This is a genomic window from Kluyvera sp. (genome assembly GCF_047971185.1).
In the GTDB taxonomy this organism is placed as follows: Bacteria; Pseudomonadota; Gammaproteobacteria; order Enterobacterales; family Enterobacteriaceae; genus Kluyvera.
In genome coordinates this window covers 46825-69938 of record NZ_JBKDZH010000033.1, presented here as the reverse complement: position 1 = coordinate 69938, position 23114 = coordinate 46825, and the positions used below count along the sequence as shown (strand labels likewise).

The 23114-nt window shown below is 55.1% G+C and carries 26 protein-coding genes; 15 read left to right on the top strand and 11 right to left on the bottom strand.

Features of this window, described 5'->3' with window-relative positions; all coding sequences use genetic code 11:
* The 4 genes from ACK5JN_RS08675 to gstA all read left to right on the top strand — a co-directional run bounded on the left by ACK5JN_RS08675 (position 1) and on the right by gstA (position 4185).
* Complete coding sequence (locus ACK5JN_RS08675) at positions 1-696, top strand: electron transport complex subunit E (RefSeq protein WP_416869789.1); 696 nt, start codon at positions 1-3, stop codon at positions 694-696.
* Positions 696-1331: an endonuclease III gene (nth, locus tag ACK5JN_RS08670; protein ID WP_416869788.1), complete on the top strand. Its 636-nt coding sequence runs from the start codon at positions 696-698 to the stop codon at positions 1329-1331. The genes ACK5JN_RS08675 and nth overlap by 1 nt, the downstream gene beginning before the upstream one ends.
* Before the next feature lie 594 nt (positions 1332-1925).
* Positions 1926-3431 (top strand): dipeptide/tripeptide permease DtpA, encoded by a 1506-nt coding sequence (dtpA, locus tag ACK5JN_RS08665; RefSeq protein ID WP_416869787.1) that lies wholly within the window; start codon positions 1926-1928, stop codon positions 3429-3431.
* A 148-nt stretch (positions 3432-3579) separates the two neighbouring features.
* On the top strand, positions 3580-4185 hold the full coding sequence (gene gstA / locus ACK5JN_RS08660; RefSeq protein ID WP_416869786.1) for a glutathione transferase GstA: 606 nt from the start codon (positions 3580-3582) through the stop codon (positions 4183-4185).
* 110 nt (positions 4186-4295) lie between these two features.
* Here gstA and pdxY read toward each other — a convergent pair whose 3' ends face one another.
* The 5 genes from pdxY to anmK all read right to left on the bottom strand — a co-directional run bounded on the left by pdxY (position 4296) and on the right by anmK (position 8877).
* Complete coding sequence (gene pdxY, locus ACK5JN_RS08655) at positions 4296-5156, bottom strand: pyridoxal kinase PdxY (protein WP_416869785.1); 861 nt, start codon at positions 5154-5156, stop codon at positions 4296-4298.
* Between the two features lie 64 nt (positions 5157-5220).
* The gene (gene tyrS, locus ACK5JN_RS08650; protein WP_416869784.1) at positions 5221-6495 is read right to left on the bottom strand and encodes a tyrosine--tRNA ligase; all 1275 of its coding nucleotides are present in this window, start codon (positions 6493-6495) and stop codon (positions 5221-5223) included.
* Positions 6496-6620: 125 nt separating this feature from the next.
* Positions 6621-7277, bottom strand: coding sequence for a pyridoxamine 5'-phosphate oxidase (gene pdxH / locus ACK5JN_RS08645; protein WP_416869898.1), 657 nt, complete (start codon positions 7275-7277; stop codon positions 6621-6623).
* Between the two features lie 57 nt (positions 7278-7334).
* Positions 7335-7658 carry a C-type lysozyme inhibitor gene (gene mliC / locus ACK5JN_RS08640; protein WP_416869783.1) on the bottom strand — a complete coding sequence of 108 codons (324 nt, stop codon included), beginning with the start codon at positions 7656-7658 and terminating at the stop codon, positions 7335-7337.
* Between the two features lie 94 nt (positions 7659-7752).
* A complete protein-coding gene (gene anmK / locus ACK5JN_RS08635; RefSeq protein WP_416869782.1) occupies positions 7753-8877 on the bottom strand; it encodes an anhydro-N-acetylmuramic acid kinase in 1125 nt (374 codons plus the stop codon).
* A 275-nt stretch (positions 8878-9152) separates the two neighbouring features.
* On the opposite strand from anmK, the gene slyB reads away from it, so the two are divergent.
* A complete protein-coding gene (gene slyB / locus ACK5JN_RS08630) occupies positions 9153-9620 on the top strand; it encodes an outer membrane lipoprotein SlyB (protein ID WP_234502900.1) in 468 nt (155 codons plus the stop codon).
* Positions 9621-9833: 213 nt separating this feature from the next.
* The gene (locus ACK5JN_RS08625) at positions 9834-11192 is read left to right on the top strand and encodes an MASE4 domain-containing protein (RefSeq protein WP_416869781.1); all 1359 of its coding nucleotides are present in this window, start codon (positions 9834-9836) and stop codon (positions 11190-11192) included.
* Between the two features lie 35 nt (positions 11193-11227).
* Here the strand turns inward: ACK5JN_RS08625 and slyA are convergent, their stop codons facing one another.
* Positions 11228-11668: a transcriptional regulator SlyA gene (gene slyA / locus ACK5JN_RS08620; RefSeq protein WP_416869780.1), complete on the bottom strand. Its 441-nt coding sequence runs from the start codon at positions 11666-11668 to the stop codon at positions 11228-11230.
* 195 nt (positions 11669-11863) lie between these two features.
* Between slyA and ACK5JN_RS08615 the strand changes: the two genes are divergently transcribed.
* The 3 genes from ACK5JN_RS08615 to ACK5JN_RS08605 are packed head-to-tail and all read left to right on the top strand — an operon-like array spanning position 11864 to position 14991.
* Positions 11864-12100: a DUF1656 domain-containing protein gene (locus ACK5JN_RS08615; RefSeq protein ID WP_416869779.1), complete on the top strand. Its 237-nt coding sequence runs from the start codon at positions 11864-11866 to the stop codon at positions 12098-12100.
* A 9-nt stretch (positions 12101-12109) separates the two neighbouring features.
* A complete protein-coding gene (locus ACK5JN_RS08610; RefSeq protein WP_416869778.1) occupies positions 12110-12970 on the top strand; it encodes an efflux RND transporter periplasmic adaptor subunit in 861 nt (286 codons plus the stop codon).
* A complete protein-coding gene (locus ACK5JN_RS08605; protein WP_416869777.1) occupies positions 12967-14991 on the top strand; it encodes an FUSC family protein in 2025 nt (674 codons plus the stop codon). The genes ACK5JN_RS08610 and ACK5JN_RS08605 overlap by 4 nt, the downstream gene beginning before the upstream one ends.
* 43 nt (positions 14992-15034) lie before the next feature.
* Here ACK5JN_RS08605 and ACK5JN_RS08600 read toward each other — a convergent pair whose 3' ends face one another.
* The gene (locus tag ACK5JN_RS08600; RefSeq protein ID WP_416869776.1) at positions 15035-15931 is read right to left on the bottom strand and encodes an aldo/keto reductase; all 897 of its coding nucleotides are present in this window, start codon (positions 15929-15931) and stop codon (positions 15035-15037) included.
* A gap of 49 nt (positions 15932-15980) precedes the next feature.
* The gene (locus ACK5JN_RS08595; RefSeq protein WP_416869775.1) at positions 15981-16220 is read right to left on the bottom strand and encodes a DUF1289 domain-containing protein; all 240 of its coding nucleotides are present in this window, start codon (positions 16218-16220) and stop codon (positions 15981-15983) included.
* Between the two features lie 144 nt (positions 16221-16364).
* On the opposite strand from ACK5JN_RS08595, the gene ACK5JN_RS08590 reads away from it, so the two are divergent.
* The 4 genes from ACK5JN_RS08590 to rnt all read left to right on the top strand — a co-directional run bounded on the left by ACK5JN_RS08590 (position 16365) and on the right by rnt (position 19345).
* The gene (locus ACK5JN_RS08590) at positions 16365-16961 is read left to right on the top strand and encodes a TetR/AcrR family transcriptional regulator (RefSeq protein ID WP_416869774.1); all 597 of its coding nucleotides are present in this window, start codon (positions 16365-16367) and stop codon (positions 16959-16961) included.
* A 55-nt stretch (positions 16962-17016) separates the two neighbouring features.
* Positions 17017-18114, top strand: coding sequence for an alkene reductase (locus ACK5JN_RS08585; RefSeq protein ID WP_416869773.1), 1098 nt, complete (start codon positions 17017-17019; stop codon positions 18112-18114).
* A gap of 72 nt (positions 18115-18186) precedes the next feature.
* Positions 18187-18594 carry a lactoylglutathione lyase gene (gloA, locus tag ACK5JN_RS08580; protein WP_416869772.1) on the top strand — a complete coding sequence of 136 codons (408 nt, stop codon included), beginning with the start codon at positions 18187-18189 and terminating at the stop codon, positions 18592-18594.
* A gap of 103 nt (positions 18595-18697) precedes the next feature.
* Complete coding sequence (rnt, locus tag ACK5JN_RS08575) at positions 18698-19345, top strand: ribonuclease T (RefSeq protein ID WP_416869771.1); 648 nt, start codon at positions 18698-18700, stop codon at positions 19343-19345.
* Positions 19346-19401: 56 nt separating this feature from the next.
* On the opposite strand, the gene ACK5JN_RS08570 is transcribed toward rnt, so the two are convergent.
* Positions 19402-19746 (bottom strand): Grx4 family monothiol glutaredoxin, encoded by a 345-nt coding sequence (locus ACK5JN_RS08570; RefSeq protein ID WP_035896299.1) that lies wholly within the window; start codon positions 19744-19746, stop codon positions 19402-19404.
* A 340-nt stretch (positions 19747-20086) separates the two neighbouring features.
* Between ACK5JN_RS08570 and ACK5JN_RS08565 the strand changes: the two genes are divergently transcribed.
* A complete protein-coding gene (locus ACK5JN_RS08565) occupies positions 20087-20902 on the top strand; it encodes a C40 family peptidase (protein ID WP_416869770.1) in 816 nt (271 codons plus the stop codon).
* A 123-nt stretch (positions 20903-21025) separates the two neighbouring features.
* On the top strand, positions 21026-21607 hold the full coding sequence (gene sodB / locus ACK5JN_RS08560; RefSeq protein WP_416869769.1) for a superoxide dismutase [Fe]: 582 nt from the start codon (positions 21026-21028) through the stop codon (positions 21605-21607).
* 76 nt (positions 21608-21683) lie between these two features.
* On the opposite strand, the gene ACK5JN_RS08555 is transcribed toward sodB, so the two are convergent.
* Both ACK5JN_RS08555 and ACK5JN_RS08550 read right to left on the bottom strand, forming a co-directional pair.
* Positions 21684-22850 carry an MFS transporter gene (locus tag ACK5JN_RS08555; protein ID WP_416869768.1) on the bottom strand — a complete coding sequence of 389 codons (1167 nt, stop codon included), beginning with the start codon at positions 22848-22850 and terminating at the stop codon, positions 21684-21686.
* 160 nt (positions 22851-23010) lie between these two features.
* Positions 23011-23100, bottom strand: coding sequence for a YnhF family membrane protein (locus ACK5JN_RS08550; protein ID WP_100249952.1), 90 nt, complete (start codon positions 23098-23100; stop codon positions 23011-23013).
* Between the last annotated feature and the right edge of the window lie 14 nt (positions 23101-23114).

The window sequence follows — 23114 nt, the reverse complement described above, 5'->3', positions numbered from 1 at the left end:
ATGAGCGAGGTTAAAGAGGTCATTGTCCAGGGGCTATGGAAAAATAACTCCGCGCTGGTTCAGCTGCTGGGCCTGTGTCCACTTCTGGCGGTCACCTCTACCGCTACCAACGCCCTGGGGCTGGGGCTGGCGACAACGCTGGTGCTAACGTTGACCAACCTGGCCGTCTCCTGCCTGCGTCGCTGGACGCCGGCGGAAATTCGTATCCCTATTTACGTGATGATCATTGCCTCGGTGGTGAGCGCCGTGCAAATGCTGATTAACGCCTACGCGTTCGGTCTGTATCAGTCCCTCGGGATCTTTATTCCGCTGATCGTTACCAACTGTATCGTGGTGGGCCGCGCGGAGGCTTTTGCCGCCAAAAAAGGCCCGGCGCTGTCCGCGCTTGATGGTTTTGCCATTGGCATGGGCGCCACCTGTACCATGTTCGTGCTGGGTTCCCTCCGCGAACTGCTGGGCAACGGGACGCTTTTTGACGGTGCTGACGGCCTGCTGGGCAGTTGGGCGAAAGTGCTACGTATTGAAGTGTTCCATACCGATACCCCCTTCCTGCTGGCGATGCTGCCGCCGGGCGCATTCATCGGCCTGGGCATGTTATTAGCCATCAAATACCTGATTGACGAACGGACCCGACAACGTCGCGCACAGGCGGCTGCCGCTGACAGCGTGGGCGTTGATACGGCAGAGAAAGCCTGATGAATAAAGAGAAACGGCTGGAAATTTTGCGTCGCCTGCGGGACAACAACCCGCATCCGACCACGGAACTGAATTTTACCTCTCCCTTCGAGCTGCTGATTGCGGTATTGCTGTCAGCGCAGGCCACCGACGTCAGCGTCAACAAAGCCACGGCCAGGCTCTACCCGGTCGCCAACACGCCGCAGGCGATGCTGGATCTGGGCGTAGACGGCGTGAAGGAGTACATCAAAACCATCGGCCTGTTCAATAGTAAGGCGGAAAACGTCATTAAGACCTGCCGCATGCTGCTGGAACTGCACGGCGGCGAAGTACCGGAAGACCGTGCGGCGCTGGAGGCTCTGCCCGGCGTCGGGCGCAAGACCGCCAACGTGGTGCTCAACACCGCTTTTGGCTGGCCGACGATTGCCGTCGACACGCATATTTTCCGCGTCTGTAACCGCACAAACTTTGCACCGGGCAAAAACGTTGAGCAGGTAGAGGAAAAGCTGCTGAAGGTGGTTCCCGCTGAGTTCAAAGTCGACTGCCACCATTGGCTGATTCTGCACGGCCGCTACACCTGTATCGCGCGCAAGCCGCGCTGTGGTTCCTGCATCATCGAAGATCTCTGTGAATACAAAGAGAAAGTCGAGCTTTAGTTCATTTTTTACCGCATGGCAAGTCGATGCCATGCGGCCTCCCACTCACTCGATCCGCGTTTAATTCCATATAATTATTCAGTAATTGGCATTTTTATCGCTTATATAACGCTTTGACAGGTTAACTACGTCATCATTAGCGAAAATTTCTATACAAACGCTGACAAGAACATCCGAGCAACATAATGTTGCATTTATGTTTCTTTACGCAGCGAACACATCTATCATCACAATGTGTCACTTTAATGGCGCAAGATGATCATCCAGCATTTTTTCAGAATCCAGCCTATATCACTATATATAAGCGTCATCAGCAGAAGATATGGTTACAATCCGCGTTTCGCCCCATTCCAGTAGAAGAAAAAACCGTCTATTTTTAAACAATGAAATTTAACGCTAAATAACATTTGAAAAGCTGGTCGATTGTACCAGCCTTTTTAATTGTAACAGAGTATTGCAAAAGCCTTGTCTGAAGACGCAGGATAGTGAACATTACTTCCCGTTTCCCTCCAGAATAACTATAAGGCGGGTGCCAAAAAGAGCATCTCCGCCCAGTACACCCCCCATGAAATGGGATGTAAATAAGAGGTATATGTGTCTACTGCAAACAATAAACCAACGGAAAGCGTAAGTTTAAACGCCTTCAAACAGCCTAAAGCGTTCTATCTCATCTTCTCTATCGAGTTGTGGGAGCGTTTTGGTTTCTACGGCCTGCAAGGCATCATGGCCGTTTACCTGGTTAAACAGCTGGGTATGTCCGAAGCGGACTCCATTACTCTGTTCTCCTCCTTTAGTGCGCTGGTTTACGGTCTGGTTGCCATCGGCGGCTGGCTCGGCGATAAAGTGCTGGGGACAAAACGCGTTATCATGCTGGGGGCCGTGGTTCTCGCCATTGGTTATGCCCTGGTCGCATGGTCTGGCCACGACGCCGGCATCGTGTATATGGGTATGGCGGCTATCGCCGTAGGTAACGGCCTGTTCAAAGCCAACCCGTCTTCCCTGCTTTCTACCTGCTATGCCAAAGACGACCCGCGTCTGGACGGTGCATTCACCATGTACTACATGTCCGTCAACATCGGTTCGTTCTTCTCTATGCTGGCAACTCCGTGGCTGGCCGCTAAATACGGCTGGAGCACCGCGTTCGCACTGAGCGTCGTGGGTATGCTGATCACCGTGGTGAACTTCGCATTCTGCCAGCGCTGGGTTAAACAGTACGGTTCCAAGCCTGACTTCGAGCCGACTAACTACCGCAACCTGCTGCTGACCATCGTTGGCGTGGTTATCCTGATTGCTGTCGCCACCTGGCTGCTGCACAACCAGGGCGTCGCGCGTATGGTTCTGGGCGTTATCGCTCTGGGTATCGTCATCATCTTCGGTAAAGAAACCTTCGCAATGACCGGTGCGCCGCGTCGTAAAATGATTGTTGCCTTTATCCTGATGCTGGAAGCGATCATCTTCTTCGTGCTGTACAGCCAGATGCCGACGTCTCTGAACTTCTTCGCGATTCGTAACGTTGAGCACTCTATTCTGGGCATCGCGTTCGAGCCGGAGCAGTATCAGGCGCTGAACCCGTTCTGGATCATCATTGGTAGCCCGATTCTGGCCGCTATCTACAACAAAATGGGCGATACCCTGCCGATGCCGACCAAGTTTGCTATTGGTATGGTGCTGTGCTCCGGTGCGTTCCTGATTCTGCCGCTGGGCGCGAAATTCGCTACCGACGCGGGTATCGTTTCCGTTAACTGGCTGATCATCAGCTACGGTCTGCAGAGCATCGGTGAGCTGATGATCTCTGGTCTGGGTCTGGCGATGGTTGCACAGCTGGTGCCACAGCGCCTGATGGGCTTCATCATGGGTAGCTGGTTCCTGACCACCGCTGGCGCAAACATCATCGGCGGCTACGTTGCCGGCATGATGGCGGTACCGGAAAACGTGACCGATCCGGTGATGTCTCTGGAAGTGTATGGCCGCGTATTCCTGCAGATTGGCGTCGCCACTGCCGTGATCGCCGTGCTGATGCTGCTGACCGCACCAAAACTGAACCGCATGACTCAGGACGACTCAAAGCCTGCTGCAAACGGTAAAGTCGCTTCCGCATAATGTCATCGGGAAACAAATAATTTTGGGCCGCTAACGCATGTTAGCGGCTTTTTTTTTTATCTGCGCAGGCACTAACATACCTTCATATCTATTGGCCGCCCTTCTGCCAGTAGGTTACAAAAATAATCATAGTCTGAAGGAGTTACCCATGAAATTGTTCTACAAACCCGGCGCCTGTTCTCTTGCATCGCACATCACGCTGCGGGAAAGCGGAAAGGATTTCACGCTGATCGGCGTCGACCTCATGCACAAACGTATGGAAAACGGTGACGATTTCCTGAAGGTCAACCCGAAAGGCCAGGTCCCCGCGCTGCTGCTGGACGACAATACCCTGCTGACCGAAGGCGTGGCGATTATGCAGTACCTCGCCGATGGCGTCGCCGATCGCCAGCTGCTGGCACCGGTAGGCAGCATCAATCGTTATAAAACGCTGGAGTGGATGAACTTCATCGCCACCGAGCTGCACAAAGGCTTTACGCCGCTGTTCCGCCCGGATACCCCGGAAGAGTACAAGCCGACGGTGCGCGCGCTGTTGGATAAAAAACTGGCCTATATTGACGAGTCGCTGGCTGACGGTCAGTGGATCAGCGGTTCTCGCTTTACGATTGCCGATGCTTACCTGTTTACCGTGCTGCGCTGGGCGTTTGCGGTGAAGCTGGATATGGCGGGATACAAAAATATTGCGGCCTATATGGAGCGCGTCGCGGCGCGTCCTGCGGTGGCGGCAGCCATGACGGCTGAAGGTCTGAAGTAATATTAGTGCGCTGGCTCCCCGGAGTCGGCGCTTCGCACCTCGTCCGGGCTACCACTAACTTATAGCCCGGACGAGCAACGCGACGCCGGGAACTGCGCCGAACGAAAAGTTTACAGCTGAGTCGCGCTAAAACAATGTACGGGCTTCGCAATACGATCCTGCGCCGCCACTACCTGTAACTCATACTCACCCATCTCTTTCGTCGTCACCATAATCTCGTACACCGCCGCCGTCACATGCTCCAGCGCATCGCGCAGCGTCGCCCCCTGTAAGAGCTTAACCAGCAGCAGGCCGCTGGTCACGTCGCCGACGCCTACCGGATGCCGCGCGCCGAAATCAATCAGCGGACGGCTGATATGCCACGCTTCATCGGCGGTCACCAGCAGCATCTCAAAGCGGTCTGTACTGTATCCTGCGCGTGCCAGGTGTTTCACCAGCACGATTTCCGGCCCTTGGGCGATAAGCTCGCGAGCCGCTAGCACCGCGCCGTTTACGTCCGTCACCTCATGACCCGATAGAATTTCCAGCTCAATCAGGTTGGGCGCGATAATATCGCTCGCCGGCAGCGCATAACGCGTATGGAACTCCGCCACGCCCGGCGCGACGATGCAGCCCTTTTCCGGATGCCCCATCACCGGATCGCAAAAGTATTTCGCCTGCGGATTCGCCGCTTTAACCTGGCGTACGATACCGAGAATATGCTCGCCCTGTTCCGCAGAGCCTAAATAGCCGCTCAGTACCGCGTCACAGCGCTTAAGCTGGTCGATAGCCGCAATGCCCTGCACAATCTCCGTCAGATGCGCAGGCGGCATCACGCAGCCCGTCCACTGACCGTACTGGGTATGGTTGGAAAACTGCACGGTATTCAGCGGCCAGACGTTAGCACCGAGGCGGCGCATCGGAAATTCGGCGGCACTATTGCCCGCATGTCCAAAAACGACGTGGGATTGAATGGCGAGGATGTTGTTCATTCGTTCTACTCAGACGACAAAAAAAGAAGGGGGCGTAGTTTCCCACGCCCCCTGTTTCTGAAAATTACTTCCAGCAGATCAAACAGTAATTCTTCTTACCACGGCGTAACAAGGTGTAACGCCCGAACAGAATATCGCTGTCCTGGAAGAAGTATTCCGGGTCGGCCTGCTTTTCACCGTTGATGGTGACTGCGTTAGAGGCGATGGTTTTACGCGCCTGTCCGCGAGATGGCTGCAGCTCTGAATCCACCAGCGCCTGCATCAGATCGGCGCCTTTGTCCATTTCGACCATCGGCACGCCGTCCTGCGCCAGCTGCTCGAAGTCAGCTTCGCTCAGCGCGCTCAGGGAGCCGCTAAACAGGCTGTCGGTGATGCGTTTTGCCGCCACCAGGCCTTCTTCACCGTGCACCAGACGAGTCACCTGCTCGGCCAGTACGTACTGGGCGCGTGGGGCTTTACCGCTGTTTTTGTCTTCTTCTTCCAGCGCATTGATCTCTTCAATGTCCATAAAGGTGAAGAACTTGAGGAAGCGGTAAACGTCAGCATCCGCGGTGTTGATCCAGAACTGGTAGAATTTATACGGGCTGGTTTTCTTCGGATCCAGCCAGACTGCGCCGCCTTCGGTCTTGCCGAACTTGGTGCCGTCCGCTTTGGTGATCAGCGGCACGGTCAGACCAAATACCTGGTTCTGGTGCAGACGACGGGTCAGATCGATACCGGAGGTAATGTTGCCCCACTGGTCAGAGCCGCCAATCTGCAGCGCTACGCCGTGCAGTTTGTTCAGGCAGGCAAAGTCATAGCCCTGCAGCAGGTTGTAAGAGAACTCGGTGAAGGAGATCCCCTGGTCATCACGATTCAGACGCTGCTTCACGGCTTCTTTGTTAATCATCTGGTTAACAGAGAAATGCTTACCGATGTCGCGCAGGAAGGTCAGCACGTTCATGCCGCCAAACCAATCATAGTTGTTGGCTGCGATAGCGGAGTTGTCGCCACAGTCGAAATCGAGGAACGGTGCAACCTGTTTGCGGATTTTATCCACCCACTCCTGCACGGTATCTTCGGTGTTCAGCTTACGCTCGGCGGCTTTAAAACTTGGGTCGCCAATCAGACCGGTGGCGCCGCCCACCAGCGCTACAGGCTTGTGGCCCGCCTGCTGGAAGCGTTTCAGGCATAACAAGGGAACAAGATGCCCCAAATGCAAGCTGTCAGCGGTAGGATCGAAGCCGCAATAGAGCGCGATCGGGCCTTGCGCCAGTCGCTCTGCTAACGCTACCTCGTCCGTTACCTGGGCTACCAGCCCCCGCTCTTGCAGTTGTTTAATCAAGTTACTGCTTGCCATCAAATTCTCCATGTATATACGACTGCACCTTTGCCGGTACACGACTTTTCGCCAGACGCGAAAGCTCTATAGAATAAAGCGCTGATGCCCTCAGCGCTAGCGCTTAACACAACAAATTTCAGGGATTATGGCGCCAGCCGGTCGATTTTCCACGCGCCGTCTTCACGCTGGTATAAAAAACGATCGTGCAGGCGGTGCTCACCGCCCTGCCAGAACTCCATTTGTTCGATGGAGACGCGGAAACCACCCCAGAAGCTGGGCAGCGGTACGTCGCCCTGCTGGAATTTCTGTTTCAGCTCGAGGAATTTGCTTTCGAGGATCCCGCGCGCGGAGATGCGGCTGGACTGTTTAGATACCCAGGCGCCAATCTGGCTGTCGCGCGGGCGGCTGTGGAAATACTTCACGACTTCAAGGGTCGACAGGCGTTCCGCCTTGCCAATCACCATCACCTGGCGATCCAGCATATGCCACGGGAACAGCAGGCTAATTCGCGGGTTGTTCTCCAGCTGGTGCGCCTTACGGCTGCCGAGGTTGGTGTAGAACACCAGCCCTTTTTCGTCATAGTGCTTCAGCAGAACGATACGCTGATACGGCTGACCGTTTTCATCGACGGTCGCCACCACCATCGCCGTGGGATCGGCGAGTCTGGCGTCGCAGGCCTGAGAGAGCCAGCGTTCAAAAAGCGGCAGAGGTGCATCAGGAAGGTCGTGGCGACGCAGGCCGCCACGGGTATACTCTCGGCGCAAATGCGCGATTTGCTGTAGATCGTCGTTGTCAGACATGGCGTTTGGACTAGTCATCATTAGGTGACGTTATTGTGCGCCGCTCGCCTGAAAATCTCAACGCTTGGGATTTTGCAACTGACAGTTATTCAGCACGATACGATCACGTTTATAGACGGTCGCCTCGTTGCCTTTCGACCAGAAGACGTAGATACCATCGGTATAGCGCGCGCCGGAAGCCGAAACGCCCTGCGGGAGATTCAGCTGCTGATTATCATAGATGAAGCTCACCTGCTGGCGCGGGTTATTGAGATGTACGGTTAACGGTTTCTCGTCACACTGGTACTCCAGCGTGTCGGTTTGCATCCGCTCCATAAACTGGTTGTAAGTGCTACAGCCAGCGAGCAGCAAAGGGAGGGCGACGATAAGAATTTTTTTCATTTTTTCGGGGCCTTTAGACATTCCAGGTCAGGGAGTGATTGTCCCACTCCCGTTTTGCGTAAGTCTATCGCCCCAATGTAAAAGAAGATGTCAGTTAACTCTTATTATGGCGTGGATTTGCGGGAAAAATCGCCCCCAGCACGGTCGCTTGCGATGCCCCGGTCACCGAGGGGAGATTTCCCGGCAGCCCGGCAACGGTACGCCACGCGAGCCACGCAAAGGCCAGCGCTTCCATATCGTCACCGCTAATGCCGTACTCATCGGTGGTCGCCACCTCGGTACCGGCCAGCAGCCCCGCCAGACGCGCCATCACCAGCGGGTTACGGCTGCCGCCGCCGCACACCAGCAGACGTTCGCAGCCGCCGCTGAGCAGCACCTGCTCGCTGATGGTCACCGCCGTCAGCTCGGTCAAGGTTGCCTGCACGTCCTGAGCCCGCAGCGCCGGGTAGCGGGCCAGGAACTGCGCCAGCCAGCCGTAGTTGAAATACTCTCGTCCGGTGCTTTTCGGCGCCGGCGCGGCAAAATAGGGATCGCTCAGCATGTCCTGCAACAGCGGCAGAATCACCTTGCCTTCGTTCGCCCATTCCGCGTCTTTATCGTACGGTTTACCCAGACTGCGCCAGATCCACGCGTCCATCAGCATATTTCCCGGGCCGGTATCAAAGCCGCGTACCGGCTGGTCAGGGATTAACAGGGAGAGATTGGCGATACCGCCAATATTGAGAATCATACGGCGTTCGCTGGGGTGTGCCAGTAATGCCAGGTGGAACGCCGGAACCAGCGGCGCACCCTGCCCGCCCAGCGCCATATCGCGACGGCGGAAATCACCCACAACGCTGACGCCGGTCCGCGCGGCGATAATGTTGTTATCGCCAATCTGCATGGTATGCGGCGCATCACCGGTGGGTTCGTGCCACACGGTTTGCCCGTGACAGCCAACCGCCACAATGTCCTGCGCGGCAAGCTTCTCCTGGTCCATCAGCGCCAGCACGGCATCGGCGAACAGATTTCCCAGCCGGTTATCCAGTTGTCCAAGCTGTGAAAGCGTCAGCGGCTGCCCCTGGCAAATAGCCAGCACCGACTCTTTCACGGCGATAGGAATGGGCCAGGAAAGACTCGCCAGCTGCGTCACGCTATTTTCGTCAATGACCGCCAGCACCACATCCACGCCATCGAGGCTGGTTCCTGACATTACGCCAATATATCGCCCGGATTTCATACGCCGTCCTTAGTCAGCTATGCAAAGTTAACACTCCAGCATAAAGTGGCACGTAATGCTATTAACCAATAAGAATTTTTAACAATAAAGGCCGCGCTTTTACCCACTATCGGTCATCTGACGTCGTTTGCCTTGCGTTTAGCATTGGTTAAGTGAGTAGAGTTTATTATCAGTAATAATAAATGCGGAATATATGACCGCCCCCTTCAAATACCATATAATTGTTTAGTACGGATGCTCATGAGAGCGATTCTTAGTGAACTGGAGATTCATAAATGATGTTACGCGTATTGGCTGTTTCAATGATTGGTTTATCCCTGGCCGGATGTGTCAACAGCAGCGGTTTGTCAGGTGATGTTTACTCTGCATCCGAAGCGAAACAGGTCCAGAACGTGACCTACGGTACGATTGTACACGTTCGTCCGGTACAAATTCAGGGTGGCGATGACAGCAACGTGATCGGCGCTATCGGCGGTGCGGTACTGGGTGGTTTCCTGGGTAACACCGTTGGCGGTGGTACCGGTCGTTCTCTGGCAACCGCAGCGGGTGCTGTGGCGGGCGGCGTAGCCGGTCAGAGCGTTCAGGGCGCGATGAACAAAACCCAGGGCGTCGAGCTGGAAATTCGTAAAGATGACGGCAACACCATTATGGTCGTGCAGAAACAGGGCGATACCCGCTTCTCCGCTGGCCAGCGTGTTGTGATGGCGAGCAACGGTAGCCAGGTCACCGTTTCCCCGCGTTAATGTTCTCCGGGTGCGCGCGTGCAATGTGCGCGCACCCTTTCATATCAATATATCGCAATACTTATATTCATAATGCAAATATATGATAGCTATTCAGCTAATCTATTATTTGCGCGCGGACAATATTTGTTTACGTGAAATCAATTAAGCTTGAGTTCTATAGGGCCAGGATGCCCGGTTGCTTGCAGTGCTTAGCGTACACAGGACTCATATATGCTTTTAAAATTTCCCCTGCAGCGTTTTTTGATTTATATCACAATCTGCCTGATTGGTATTCTTTTACTCAATCACTTTTCTAATGTTTTTATTCGCCACGTACCGGCGATTGCCCCTATTCTTTTCCCCACGCTTACGATGTTTCTGATGGTTTTCCATACCATGATTGCCGTATTCATGGTGATGAAATACTTATGCGATCGGCGGCGTCTGTATCTGATGGCCATCGCGTGTGCCTTTGGCGGTTCAGCATTGTTGATGCTAGGGACGCTAAACAGCTACCCTTCGTGGTTCCTGTGCAGTGCATCAGATAACATTAACTATAACGATGCTTTAATATTTTATTTCTTCCGTAATATTATTATGGCGGTGTTATTTATTACATCAGTCGTGCTGTATGCGTTGAAATCGCGTGATATGCACAGCATGAGAAATCACATTATAATATTAGGCGGATTGTTTGGTTTCACGATTTTAATGCTGATATTATCCTGGTTTTACTCCAGTCATGATTCGTTACTAAGCGTAAAACTGGTTGATAATAGTACTTATCAATACAGCGAAATATGGAACAACATCATCAACTGGGCATTAGTTCTGATATGGCTGGCAACACTATTTACGCTGATATTTACGACGCAGCTCAACAACATTTTCTGGTACAGCGGTGCATTCTTCTGCGCCTGTTATATCTTTACCTTATTGGTCCTGATGTCTGGCCAGGATACCGCCAGCTACAGCTGGTATCAGGCGCGGTTGTTTGAAACCATTTCCACGCTGTTTCTGATCTTCGTGCTGTTCTGTGATGTGTTTACCCTCTATCGCCAGTCCAATACCAAGTACCTGAATTCGTACCAGAACTCGATACGCGATCCGTTAACGCGACTGTTCAATCGCAGCTATTTCTATGATTCGTTTACCGCCCTCCAGCCGACGATCGCCAACGGACATCCTGTGTCGGTTATCGTCAGCGATCTGGACCACTTCAAGCGCATCAACGATAAATACGGCCACCTACAGGGCGATAAGGTCATCCAGTTTGTCGCGAAAGTGCTGCAGGATTCCGTGCGCCAGAATGACATTGCGGCCCGTATCGGCGGCGAAGAGTTCGCGCTGCTGCTGGTGAACACCTCGCCGGAGGTCGCCCGTACGGTTGCCGAGCGTATTCGTCTGGCGATCAGCCAGCACGATACGGGCAGCAGTAATTCTCAGCTACCTGAATCAATTACCATCAGTATGGGGGTCTTTACCGCCACCGATCTGTCGGTACCGATAGAAGAGTGCGTTCGTCGTGCCGATGAAGCGATGTACCGCGCGAAAGCGGGGGGACGTAACCGGGTGGTGGTCTGGGAGTAGATAAAAAAACCCGCGAGTGTCGCGGGTTTTTCATATTAGTCGCGGGACTGAAGCTCGATGATGTTCTGCTCCAGCTTACGGATAAGCGCGGTTAACATCTCCAGCTCATCAGCGGAGATACCGGCCAGGATATCGCCGCGCGTGTGGCTAATCACCGCCTCCATTTCCTGAATCAGAGGCTCGGCCTTCTCCGTCAACTTAATACGTTTAGCACGACGATCGTTGGCGCAGGTCTGGCGGGAAATCAGCCCCTTCTCTTCCAGCTGGTCCAGGGTTCGTACCAGAGACGGCTGCTCAATGCCGATCGCTTTAGCCAGTTGGATTTGCGACTGCTCGGGGGGAAGCTGATGAATATTATGCAGCGTGACCCAGTGCGTCTGCGTGAGTTCCAGAGGTTTGAGGCGATGGTCAATCAGAGCACGCCAAATGCGCACCAACCGTGCCAGATCAGAACCTAATGGCGATTCCAATTTCATCTCCTTATAATTAGCTTGCTAAGTTATTATACTGATTTTAGAATAGTGTGCAGTATTTAAATTAGCAAAACAAATGTATTGCCACGTGCACGCAAACCAGATCTATGCTTTACACTGTTTCAAATCATGTGATTTTATGTCAAAACACGACACACTATCGAGCTATAACTCTTCAATTGCAAAGGATTTCTGCTTGTGAAGTCGATTCTGCATATACCGGGACTGCCTCTGCAAGACCTTGTCGTCGGTGCTTCGATTTATTTTCCCCCTGTATTTAAAGCGGTCCTGCTCGGCTTCCTGTTGTGGTTGGTTGTGCATCGTCTGCTGCGCGATTGGATGTACGCGGGTGACATCTGGCACCCGCTGTTAATGGATCTCTCCTTCTTCGCCCTCTCGGTCTGCCTTGCGCTGCTGCTCCTGGTCTGGTGGTAAAGTAAACCAATGAAAAAAATAAAATATTTCTCAACGCTGCTGATTGCTGCCCTCGCGATTGTTGCCGTCTGGCTGGTGTGGAACTACTACATGCAGTCGCCGTGGACCCGCGACGGCAAAATTCGCGCCGAGCAGGTCGACATTACGCCGCAGGTATCGGGCAGTATTCTGACTCTCAACGTCAAGGATAATCAGTTTGTGAAGGCGGGAGACGTACTGTTCCAGATAGACCAGACGCCGTGGAAAATCGCCATCATGAATGCGGAAGCGAAAGTCGCCAAAGCCCAGTCGGACCTGCTGCGGGCAAAACATGAAGTCGAGCGCCGTCGCGGCCTGTCGCAAAACTTTATTTCCGCTGAAGATATCGACACCGTCAACATCGCGTTGAAGGTCGCGCAGGCCAATGCCGACGCCGCCAAAGCCGAACTGGAGCACGCCCGCTGGCAGCTCTCGCAAACCGAGGTTAAAGCGCCGGTTGACGGCTGGGTCACCAACCTGACGACCCGCGTCGGCAACTACGCCGCTGTCGGTCACCCGGTGTTCGCGCTGATCGACAGCCATTCCTTCTACGTTGTCGGCTATTTTGAAGAAACCAAGCTGCGCCATATCCGTGAAGGCGACCGCGCCGATATCGTGCTCTATAGCGATGACAAAAAGTTACAGGGTCACGTATCAAGCATTGGCCGGGCGATCCACGATCAGAGTCTCGCCACCGACGGCAAGCTGGTTGCCGACATCAAGCCAACCATTCCATGGGTCCGGCTGGCTCAGCGGATCCCGGTGCGCATCGAACTTGGCGCGCTGCCCGCCGATACGGTGCTGGTCGCCGGGACCACCTGTACAGTCTCGATAGCGAGTGACGGACAATGACGTTTCCGGCGCTGACCTGGAAGTCACTGCCCTGGTTTAAAGCCACGGTACCGCAGTGGCGTTATGCGCTGCGTAACGCGATTGCCATGTGCCTGGCGCTGAGCTTCGCCTACTGGCTGAATCTTGATGAACCCTACTGGGCAATGACCTCCGCGGCGGTGGTAAGCTTTCCCACCGTCGGTGGCGTTATCAGTAAAAGTCTTGGGCGCGTTGCCGGCAGCCTGCTGGGGGCCTGCGCCGCGCTGATTATTGCCGGGCACACGCTCACCGACCCGTGGCTGTTTCTGTTCGCCATGTCCGGCTGGCTGGCGCTCTGCACCTGGGCCTGTGCGATGTACACCAACAACGTCGCCTACGCCTTTCAGCTCGCAGGCTATACCTGCGCCATCATCGCTTTCCCGATGATCAACGTCGTTGATGCCACCAGGCTTTGGGACATCGCCCAGGCGCGCGTCTGTGAAGTGATTGTCGGGATTTTATGCGGCGGGCTGATGATGATGATCCTGCCCAGCACCTCCGATGGCAGCACGCTGCTCACCGCGCTGAAAAACATGCATGCACGGCTGCTGGAACACGCCAGCATGCTGTGGCAGCCGGTCACCACCGATGCCATCCGTAGCGCGCACCAGAGTGTGATCGGCCAGATTCTGACCATGAACCTGCTGCGCATCCAGGCGTTCTGGAGCCACTATCGTCTGCGTCGCCAGAACACGCTCTTAAACTATCTGCTCCACCAGCAGCTGCGTCTGACCAGCGTGATTTCCAGCCTGCGCCGTTTAATGCTCAACTGGCCCAACGCGCCGCAGAACTTACGCCCAGTGCTGGAATCCTTGCTACAAGCGTTGGCCCGGCCCGATTGCGACGCCTACACCGTGGCGCGCATCATCGCCCCGCTCGCGCCCAGCGATCCGCAGGATTACCGCCACCATGCCTTCTGGGATCGGCTGCGCTATTTTTGCCGCCTCTATCTCACCACCAGCCATTGGCTGCAGCGGCTGGAAAACGCCACTGCGGTGACCGAATTTAGCGTGCCCGCCGCCCCTGCGTTAATGCGCCATACCGACCACGCCGAAGCGGCCTGGAGCGGAATGCGCACCTTCTTCGCGCTGGTCAGCGTCGGCGCCTTGAGTATCAGCACCCAGTGGGAATCGGGTGCCGCGGCGCTAACGCTGGCGGCTATCTGCTGCGTGCTCTACTCCAACGTCCCGTCTCCGTTCAGTTCACTTACGCTGCTGATGCGCACGCTGATCCTGCTGTCGATTTTCAGTTTTGGCGTTAAGTTTGGCCTGATGGTGCAAATCAGCGATTTGTGGCAGTTCATGCTGTTCCTGTTCCCGCTGCTGTTGACCATGCAACTGTTAAAACTGCAAATGCCTAAGCAGGCGCGGCTGTGGGGTTCGCTAATCGTTTTTATGGGGTCGTTCATCGCCGTGACCAATCCGCCGGTCTATAACTTTGGTGATTTTCTTAACGACAACCTCGCAAAAATTATCGGCGTAGGGCTGGCATGGCTGGCCTTTGCCGTGCTCACCCCCGGCTCAGATGCGCGCAAAAGCCGCCGCCACATTCGTGCGTTACGGCGTCACTTTGTCGATCAGCTCAGTCGCCACCCATCCAGTAGCGAACACGAGTTTGAATCGCTGGTTTATCACCACGTTAGCCAACTGAGCGCCAGCCAGGATGAGCCCGCGCGACGCTGGCTGCTGCGCTGGGGCGTGGTCCTGCTGAACTGTTCGCACGTGGTGTGGCAGCTGCGCGCCTGGGAAGCACGCTCCGACCCGCTTTCGCAGGTGCGCGATATGTGTATTAGCCTGTTGCGCGATGTCATGAGCGAGCGTGGGGTTCAGCAGCGGCCGCTGGCCGCTACGCTTGAGGAGCTTCAGCGGATATGCAATAGCCTCGCCCATCACCACCAGCCTGCTGCCCGCGAGCTGGCGTCTATCCTCTGGCGGCTGTATTGTTCGCTGTCGCAGCTTGAGACGGCGCCTGCACCCGGTACGCTAACCGAGCAAACGGCATAATTGAAAAGAGAGCCCGGCGATGCCGGGCTACCATGCTGATGAATTACGGGACATCGTAACCCAACGCGGCTTTACGAATGCGGAACCACTGCTGACGCGTCATATCAAGAGACTGGGCAACAATCGCCGAACGGACACGCTCAATCTTACCGGAACCAATAATCGGCAGCGGCTGCGACGGCAGACGCATCACCCACGCATAGACCACCTGCTCGATGCTGCCCGCGTTCAGCTCTTGCGCCACCTTCGCCAGCTCATCACGCAACGGCTGGAACTCCTCGTCATTAAACAGACGGCCGCCGCCAAGGCATGACCAGGCCATCGGGCGAATGCGCAACTGCTGCAGCTGATCCAACGTGCCGTCGAGCAGCGTCGGTTGGAAAATGGGCGAAATTTCAACCTGATTGGTTGCCAGCGTAAACGGCAGACGCGACTGCAGCAGCGCGAACTGCGCTGGGGTGAAGTTAGAGACGCCAAAATGGCGCACTTTGCCGCTCTGGTGCAGGGCGGTAAACGCCTGCGCCACTTCATCGGCATCCATCAGCGGATCCGGGCGGTGGATCAGCAGCAGGTCGATAACATCGGTCGCCAGATTACGCAGCGACTGCTCAGCGCTGTGAATAATATGGTGGCTGTCGGTAATGTAGTGACCGAGCGCATGTTCTGGCTTCGCGGTGGTGGCGATACCGCACTTGGTGACAATTTCCATTCGCTCACGCAGATGCGGCGCCAGCTTCAACGCTTCGCCGAACGCTGCTTCACACTGATAACCGCCGTAAATATCCGCATGGTCAACGGTGGTGACGCCAAGGTCCAGGTGTTCTTCAATAAAGCTCACCAGCTGGCGCGGGGACATATTCCAGTCCATCAGACGCCAGTAGCCCATCACGAAGCGCGAAAATTCCGGGCCCTGAGGCGCCAGGGTAATACGTTGAACCATAACCACTTCCTCAATGTAAAATTTGGATTGAGTATACGCACTTTTGCGCTTAAAACAGTGAGGGCTGCTGAGGTTCTTCCGCGTCGGGGGCCTTAGCCGCGCGTAATTTGCGCAGCAGTCGCTGACGGCATAGCCGCAGCACGTCCTGTTTTTGCGCGTCGCTCATTTTCTGCCAGTTAAAACGTTCGTCGCGACTGCGAAAACAGCCGCGGCAGAAACCGCGCTCGTCCGACTGACAAATTCCCCGGCACGGACTTTGAACCGGGAAAAACTCCAGTTGCTCCGCCACGTTGGCCCCCTTTTTACCTCATCATCTCTTCATTGAAGACGTTTAATTCGCCGGACGCAACTTTTCTCCCTTTTGGTGCGGGCCTGACGGCCGGTTTAAAAAATGTATTTGCATTAGACCAATTGGTCTATTACAGTGCCTGCCATGAGCAAATCAATTGAACATGATACCCGTGAACACATTCTGGCTACCGGCGAGCGTCTTTGTATGCATCGCGGCTTTACCGGAATGGGTCTGAGCGAACTCCTGAAAACGGCGGAAGTGCCGAAGGGATCGTTTTATCACTATTTCCGTTCAAAAGAGGCGTTTGGCGTCGCGATGCTGGAGCGGCACTTTGCCGATTACCATCAGCGGCTGGAACAGCACTTCACGCAGGGGGCGGGCAACTACCGCGATCGCCTGCTGGACTACTACCAGCACACGCTCGAACAGTTTTGCCAGCAGGGGCTGATTAGCGGCTGTCTGACCGTCAAGCTCTCTGCTGAAGTGTGCGATCTTTCCGAAGATATGCGCGCTGAAATGAACAAAGGCGCCAGCCAGATTATGGTTTTGCTGGCGCAAGCGCTGGAACATGGCCGCCGCGAAGGCTGCCTGAAGTTCAACGGCGATGCCACCACCACCGCCCAGGTGCTCTACTCCCTGTGGCTGGGGGCGAATCTGCAGGCGAAAATTTCGCGCTGCTCGGCACCGCTGGAAAGCGCGTTGACGCACGTCAGGAATCTGATTGCCGCGCCGGACTAATCCCGGCGTTTTTATTTAACTCATTACTAGACGACCGGTCTACTCAGGAGTCATTATGTCGCAAGAAAAACTGTTTACCCCACTGAAAGTGGGTGCGGTTACCGCCCCGAATCGCGTGTTTATGGCCCCGCTGACGCGTTTGCGCAGCATCGTACCAGGCGACATCCCTACCCCGCTGATGACGGAATATTATCGCCAGCGCGCCAGCTCGGGCCTGATCATCTCTGAAGCGACTCAGATATCTGCCCAGGCGAAAGGCTATCAGGGCGCCCCTGGTCTGCACAGCCCGGAGCAAATTGCCGCCTGGCAGAAAATTACCGCTGGCGTTCACGCTGAAGACGGCCGCATCGCCGTTCAGCTGTGGCATACCGGGCGTATCTCACATAACAGCCTGCAGCCAAACGGCGAAGCGCCGGTTGCGCCTTCGGCGCTGAGCGCGAATACCCGTACCTCGCTGCGTGACGAAAACGGCCACGCCATTCGCGTCGATACCTCGATGCCGCGCGCGCTGGAGACCGCTGAAATCCCGGGGATCGTTAACGATTTCCGTCAGGCGATTGCCAACGCCCGCGAAGCCGGTTTCGACCTGGTTGAGCTGCACTCCGCTCACGGCTACCTGCTGCACCAGTTCCTGTCGCCTTCTTCTAACCACCGTACCGACCAGTACGGCGGCAGCGTTGAAAATCGCGCCCGTCTGGTGCTGGAAGTGGTTGATGCAGGGATTAAAGAATGGGGCGCCGAGCGTATCGGGATCCGCGTATCGCCGATTGGCACGTTCCAGAACGTCGATAATGGCCCGAACGAAGAAGCGGATGCGCTGTATCTGATTGAAGAGCTGGGTAAACGCGGCATTGCCTATCTGCACATGTCTGAACCGGACTGGGCGGGCGGCGAACCGTACAGCGACGCGTTCCGTGAAAAAGTGCGCGCCCGCTTCCACGGCCCGATTATCGGCGCAGGCGCCTACACCCCGGAAAAAGCGGAAGATCTGATTGAAAAAGGTCTGATTGACGCCGTGGCGTTTGGCCGCGCCTATATTGCCAACCCGGACCTGGTTGCCCGTCTGCAGCATAAAGCCGAGCTGAACCCTCAGCACCCGGAAAGCTTCTACGGCGGCGGCGCGGAAGGTTACACCGATTACCCAACGCTGTGATCCCGCATTGATAGCGGCGGCCATCCGCCGCTATACTAGTCAGATTATTCATAAGTAAGGACGAGGGATATCATGCGTTTACTGCATACCATGCTGCGCGTCGGCGACCTGCAACGCTCCATTGATTTTTACACCAAAGTTCTGGGCATGAAGCTGCTGCGCACCAGCGAAAACACCGAGTACAAATACTCTCTGGCGTTCGTCGGCTATGGCGAAGAGCGCGATGAAGCGGTGATTGAGCTGACCTACAACTGGGGCGTGGATAAATACGACCTGGGCAACGCCTACGGCCATATCGCCCTGAGCGTGGATAACGCCGCCGAAGCCTGCGATCGCATCCGCCAGAACGGCGGCAACGTGACCCGTGAAGCTGGCCCGGTAAAAGGCGGCACCACGGTGATTGCGTTTGTTGAAGATCCGGACGGTTATAAAATCGAACTGATCGAAGAAAAAGATGCCGGCAAAGGGCTTGGCAACTGATTATCCCCGGGTGCGGCTGCGCACCCGTTTTTTTACCCGCCTTTCCAAGCCGCGGCAAAATTTGCCATAATGCGCGCTACTTTTTCTAAGTTAAGAGATTCTGATGTCCGACAATGTGCAACTTAATGGTCTATGCGACCGTTTTCGTGGGTTTTATCCTGTAGTCATTGATGTTGAAACTGCGGGATTCAATGCCAAAACGGATGCCCTGCTCGAAATAGCGGCAATTACGTTGAAAATGGATGAGCAAGGCTGGCTGATGCCGGACACCACGTTACATTTCCACGTTGAACCGTTTGAGGGTGCGAACCTCGAACCCGAAGCGCTGGCGTTTAACGGTATCGATCCGAATAATCCGCTGCGCGGCGCGGTGAGCGAATATGACGCCCTGCACGCGATCTTTAAAATGGTGCGTAAAGGCATTAAAGACAGCGATTGTAACCGCGCGATTATGGTGGCCCACAACGCCACCTTCGATCACAGCTTTATGATGGCTGCCGCCGAACGCGCGTCGCTCAAGCGCAATCCTTTCCACCCGTTTGTCACCTTCGACACCGCCGCGCTGAGCGGTCTGGCGCTGGGACAGACGGTGCTGTCTAAAGCCTGCGCCGCCGCAGGCATGAACTTCGACAGCAGCCAGGCCCACTCGGCCCTGTACGACACCGAGCAGACGGCCATCCTGTTCTGTGAAATCGTCAACCGCTGGAAGCGTCTCGGCGGCTGGCCGTTGCCTATCTCCAGCGAAGAATAGCGCCATAAAAAAAGCGACCCGCGGGTCGCTTTTTGCTTTCTGTGCCTGGCAGCCGATTATTCAGCTTTCGGCTCTTCCGCATATTTCGCCGCGGTTTCTTTGATCAGCGGCTGCAGTTCGCCACGCTGATACATTTCGATGATGATGTCACAGCCGCCCACAAGCTCGCCGTCAACCCACAGCTGCGGGAAGGTTGGCCAGTTCGCGTATTTTGGCAGCTCCGCACGAATGTCCGGGTTCTGCAGGATATCAACATAAGCAAAGCGCTCGCCGCAGGCAGACAAAGCCTGTACGGCCTGGGCGGAGAAACCGCAGCTTGGCAGTTTCGGGGAACCTTTCATGTACAGCAGGATCGGGTTTTCAGCGATCTGGCGCTGAATTTTTTCAATTGTTTCGCTCATTGTCTTGCTTCCTCAAACTTCTTTTTACGGCAGTAGTCCACCATTGTAGCGTCTTGCGGCGTGAACAGAAAATAACATTTTATTCACGCCTTACTATTTTATCGTCTGATGGGATAAGTTGCCTTATCAATATGTGTTTATCGGCCGACAGATGAAAAAGCTGCTCGTTTTTTAACTCAATCTGTATCAAATGATGTTTTTTTTTGCACTTGCTAACGAAACAACGTTTTAGACTGACAAACACTATTAACATTTCGTGTTTTTATGGATTAGAATCGTTGAGTTTTGTAAACCATACCCAGGCAAGGATATTAAGCCTGCATACTCAGAGGGTTGTTCAGTGGCGCAGATAAAAAAATGGTCGTTCACGCTCTGTGCATTGTTGTTTACATCGTTATCCTTCACGCCGTTGGCGCATGCAACAGGGCATGCCAAAACACCCACGGCGCAAAAGTCTCTTCCGGTAAAAGGCAGTGAGCGTAAGAAAAAGAATACGGTCAGCAAATCAAATACCCGAAAAAAGACCACCACCACCGTGGCGAAGAAAAAAACGACTCCGGTCACCGCAAAGAAAGCGACCACCACGTCTCGTAAAACCGCCGCAACGAAAACCCGCAAAGCCAGCGCGGTAAAAACCGCCAACGTGGTGACCACCTGTAAGCCCTCGCGCAAAGGCCACAAAAAAAGTTGCACCACCAGCCCGGTAGAATCGCAGCCCACCACCATTGCTCAGGCGCACAAAATTCGCGTGCAAAAAGCGCAGAAAACCGCCATGAACAAACTGATGGGTCAACTGGGTAAACCGTATCGCTGGGGCGGCAATTCCCCACGAACCGGTTTCGATTGCAGCGGCCTGGTTTACTATGCGTATAAAGATCTGGTGAATATCCGTATTCCGCGTACCGCCAACGAAATGTACCACCTGCGCGACGCGCGCCCGGTTAACCGTAGCGAACTGGAAAGCGGTGATTTAGTCTTTTTCCGGACGCAGGGTCGCGGCACCGCCGATCACGTCGGCGTGTATGTCGGTAACGGTAAGTTTATCCAGTCACCGCGCACCGGCCGTGATATCCAGATTACCTCGCTGAGCGAAGACTACTGGGTTCGCCATTATGTTGGCGCCCGCCGCGTCGTCACCCCGAAGACCATTCGTTAATTACTTACCCCGTTTGTTAATAAACGGGGTAAGCTTATCTTTTCTCTCACCTTTTAATTTGCTACTCTATCCCCACTCAATACAGGGTTATTGAGAGTACACAATAATAAAAGGAGAGTAGCAATGTCGTTCGAATTACCTGCATTACCGTATGCCAAAGACGCACTGGTTCCACATATTTCCGTGGAAACGCTGGAGTATCATTATGGCAAACACCACCAGACTTACGTTACCAACCTGAACAACATGATCAAAGGCACCGCGTTTGAAGGCAAAACGCTGGAAGAGATCGTGCGCACCTCAGAAGGCGGTGTGTTCAATAACGCCGCTCAGGTCTGGAACCACACCTTCTACTGGCACTGCCTGGCACCAAACGCCGGTGGCGAACCGACCGGCGCTGTGGCAGAAGCGATTAACAAATCCTTCGGCAGCTTCGCAGAATTCAAAGCGCAGTTCACCGATGCCGCAGTGAAAAACTTCGGCGCGGGCTGGACCTGGCTGGTGAAGAAAGCGGACGGCTCCCTGGCTATCGTATCGACCTCTAACGCGGGCACTCCGCTGACGACCGACGCCACGCCGCTGCTGACCGTTGACGTGTGGGAACATGCTTACTACATCGACTACCGCAATGCCCGTCCGAACTACCTTGAGCACTTCTGGGCGCTGGTAAACTGGGCGTTTGTGGCCGAAAATCTGGCAGCGTAAGAAAAAAAACCGGCGTCGCAATGCTTCGCCGGGGTGTTGATTAACGCAGAAGGCTGCTCCTTCTGCGTTTTTTGTTTTACTGGCTGGCCAGCGCCTCTGCACTGCGACGACGTCCGCTCAGCAGGACCACCAGCAGCGCCAGCGCGGCGATAATCGCCCCCATCACCGGCACAAAGCTGTAACCCAGGCCGCCGGAAATCACCGCCCCACCGGCCACCGCGCCCAGCGCGTTGCCAAGGTTAAACGCCCCGATATTCACCGATGACGACAGGCCCGGCGCTTCGTGTGCCACGCGCATGACGCGCATCTGTAACGGCGGCACCACGGCAAAAGTTGCCGCGCCCCACACCACCATGCTGAACGCGGCGCCAACCGGCGTTTGCGCAAGGAACGGGATTGCCAGCATGATCGCCATTAACAGCAGCAGAAAGCCTTTCAGCGTACCGCTAACCGAACGGTCGGCAAACTTACCGCCGAGATAGTTACCAATGGAGAAGCCCACGCCAATCAGCACCAGCATCAGCGTAATGAACCCTGGCGTCGCATTGGCAATCGTGCGCAGCACCGGCGAAATATAGGTGTAAAGGGTGAACATCGCGCCCGCCCCCAGTACAGTCGTCAGCAGCGCGGAGAGCACCTGCGGACGCACCAGCACCGACAGTTCGCGTTTCACATCCGGCTTCTCCCCCGCCCCGCCCTTCGGCAGCGACAGCCACAGACCGATAATGGCGATAATCCCCAGCCCGGCGGTAGCCAGGAACGACATGCGCCAGCCAATGGTTTCCCCCATCCAGGTCGCAGCTGGTACGCCGCCGATATTGGCGATAGTCAGGCCCATAAACATGGTCGCTACCGCGCTGGCCTGCTTGTGTTTTGGCACCACGCTAGCCGCCACCACCGACCCCAGGCCGAAGAACGCGCCGTGGTTGAGGCTGGTGATAATCCGCGACAGCATTAAGGTGGTGTAGTCCGGCGCAATAGCCGACAGCACGTTACCGAGGGTAAAAATAGCCATCAGAAAAATCAGCGCGTTACGACGCGCGCGGTGAGAGAGCAACAGCGTCATCAGCGGCGCCCCCACCATCACCCCAACCGCATAGGCGCTAATCAGCATCCCGGCAGCAGGAATCGAGACGTCAACGCCCTTTGCGATGACCGGCAACAGCCCCATCGGTGAGAATTCTGTGGTCCCTATGCCGAATGCCCCGATGGCAAGCGCGAGTAACGGAAAATTGATTTTCATGCAAAAGCTCCAGGTGGCCGCACGACGGACGCGGCATGGCAATATGGGGCAAAAGCATGACATTAATCACAGAAAAACAGAAGTGTACAAAACAGCAAAAGATTATTGCTAATTTGATAACAATAAGACAGGAGGGAGCGTGCGCTCCCTCACAGAGGAATTAATGCAGAACAGCGGTAAGACCTGCGGCGACGATCAGCCCCAGCACAATAACGGTTGTGGTGAGCGACATCTTAAGTTCGGTACTCATCAATTTTTCTCCTT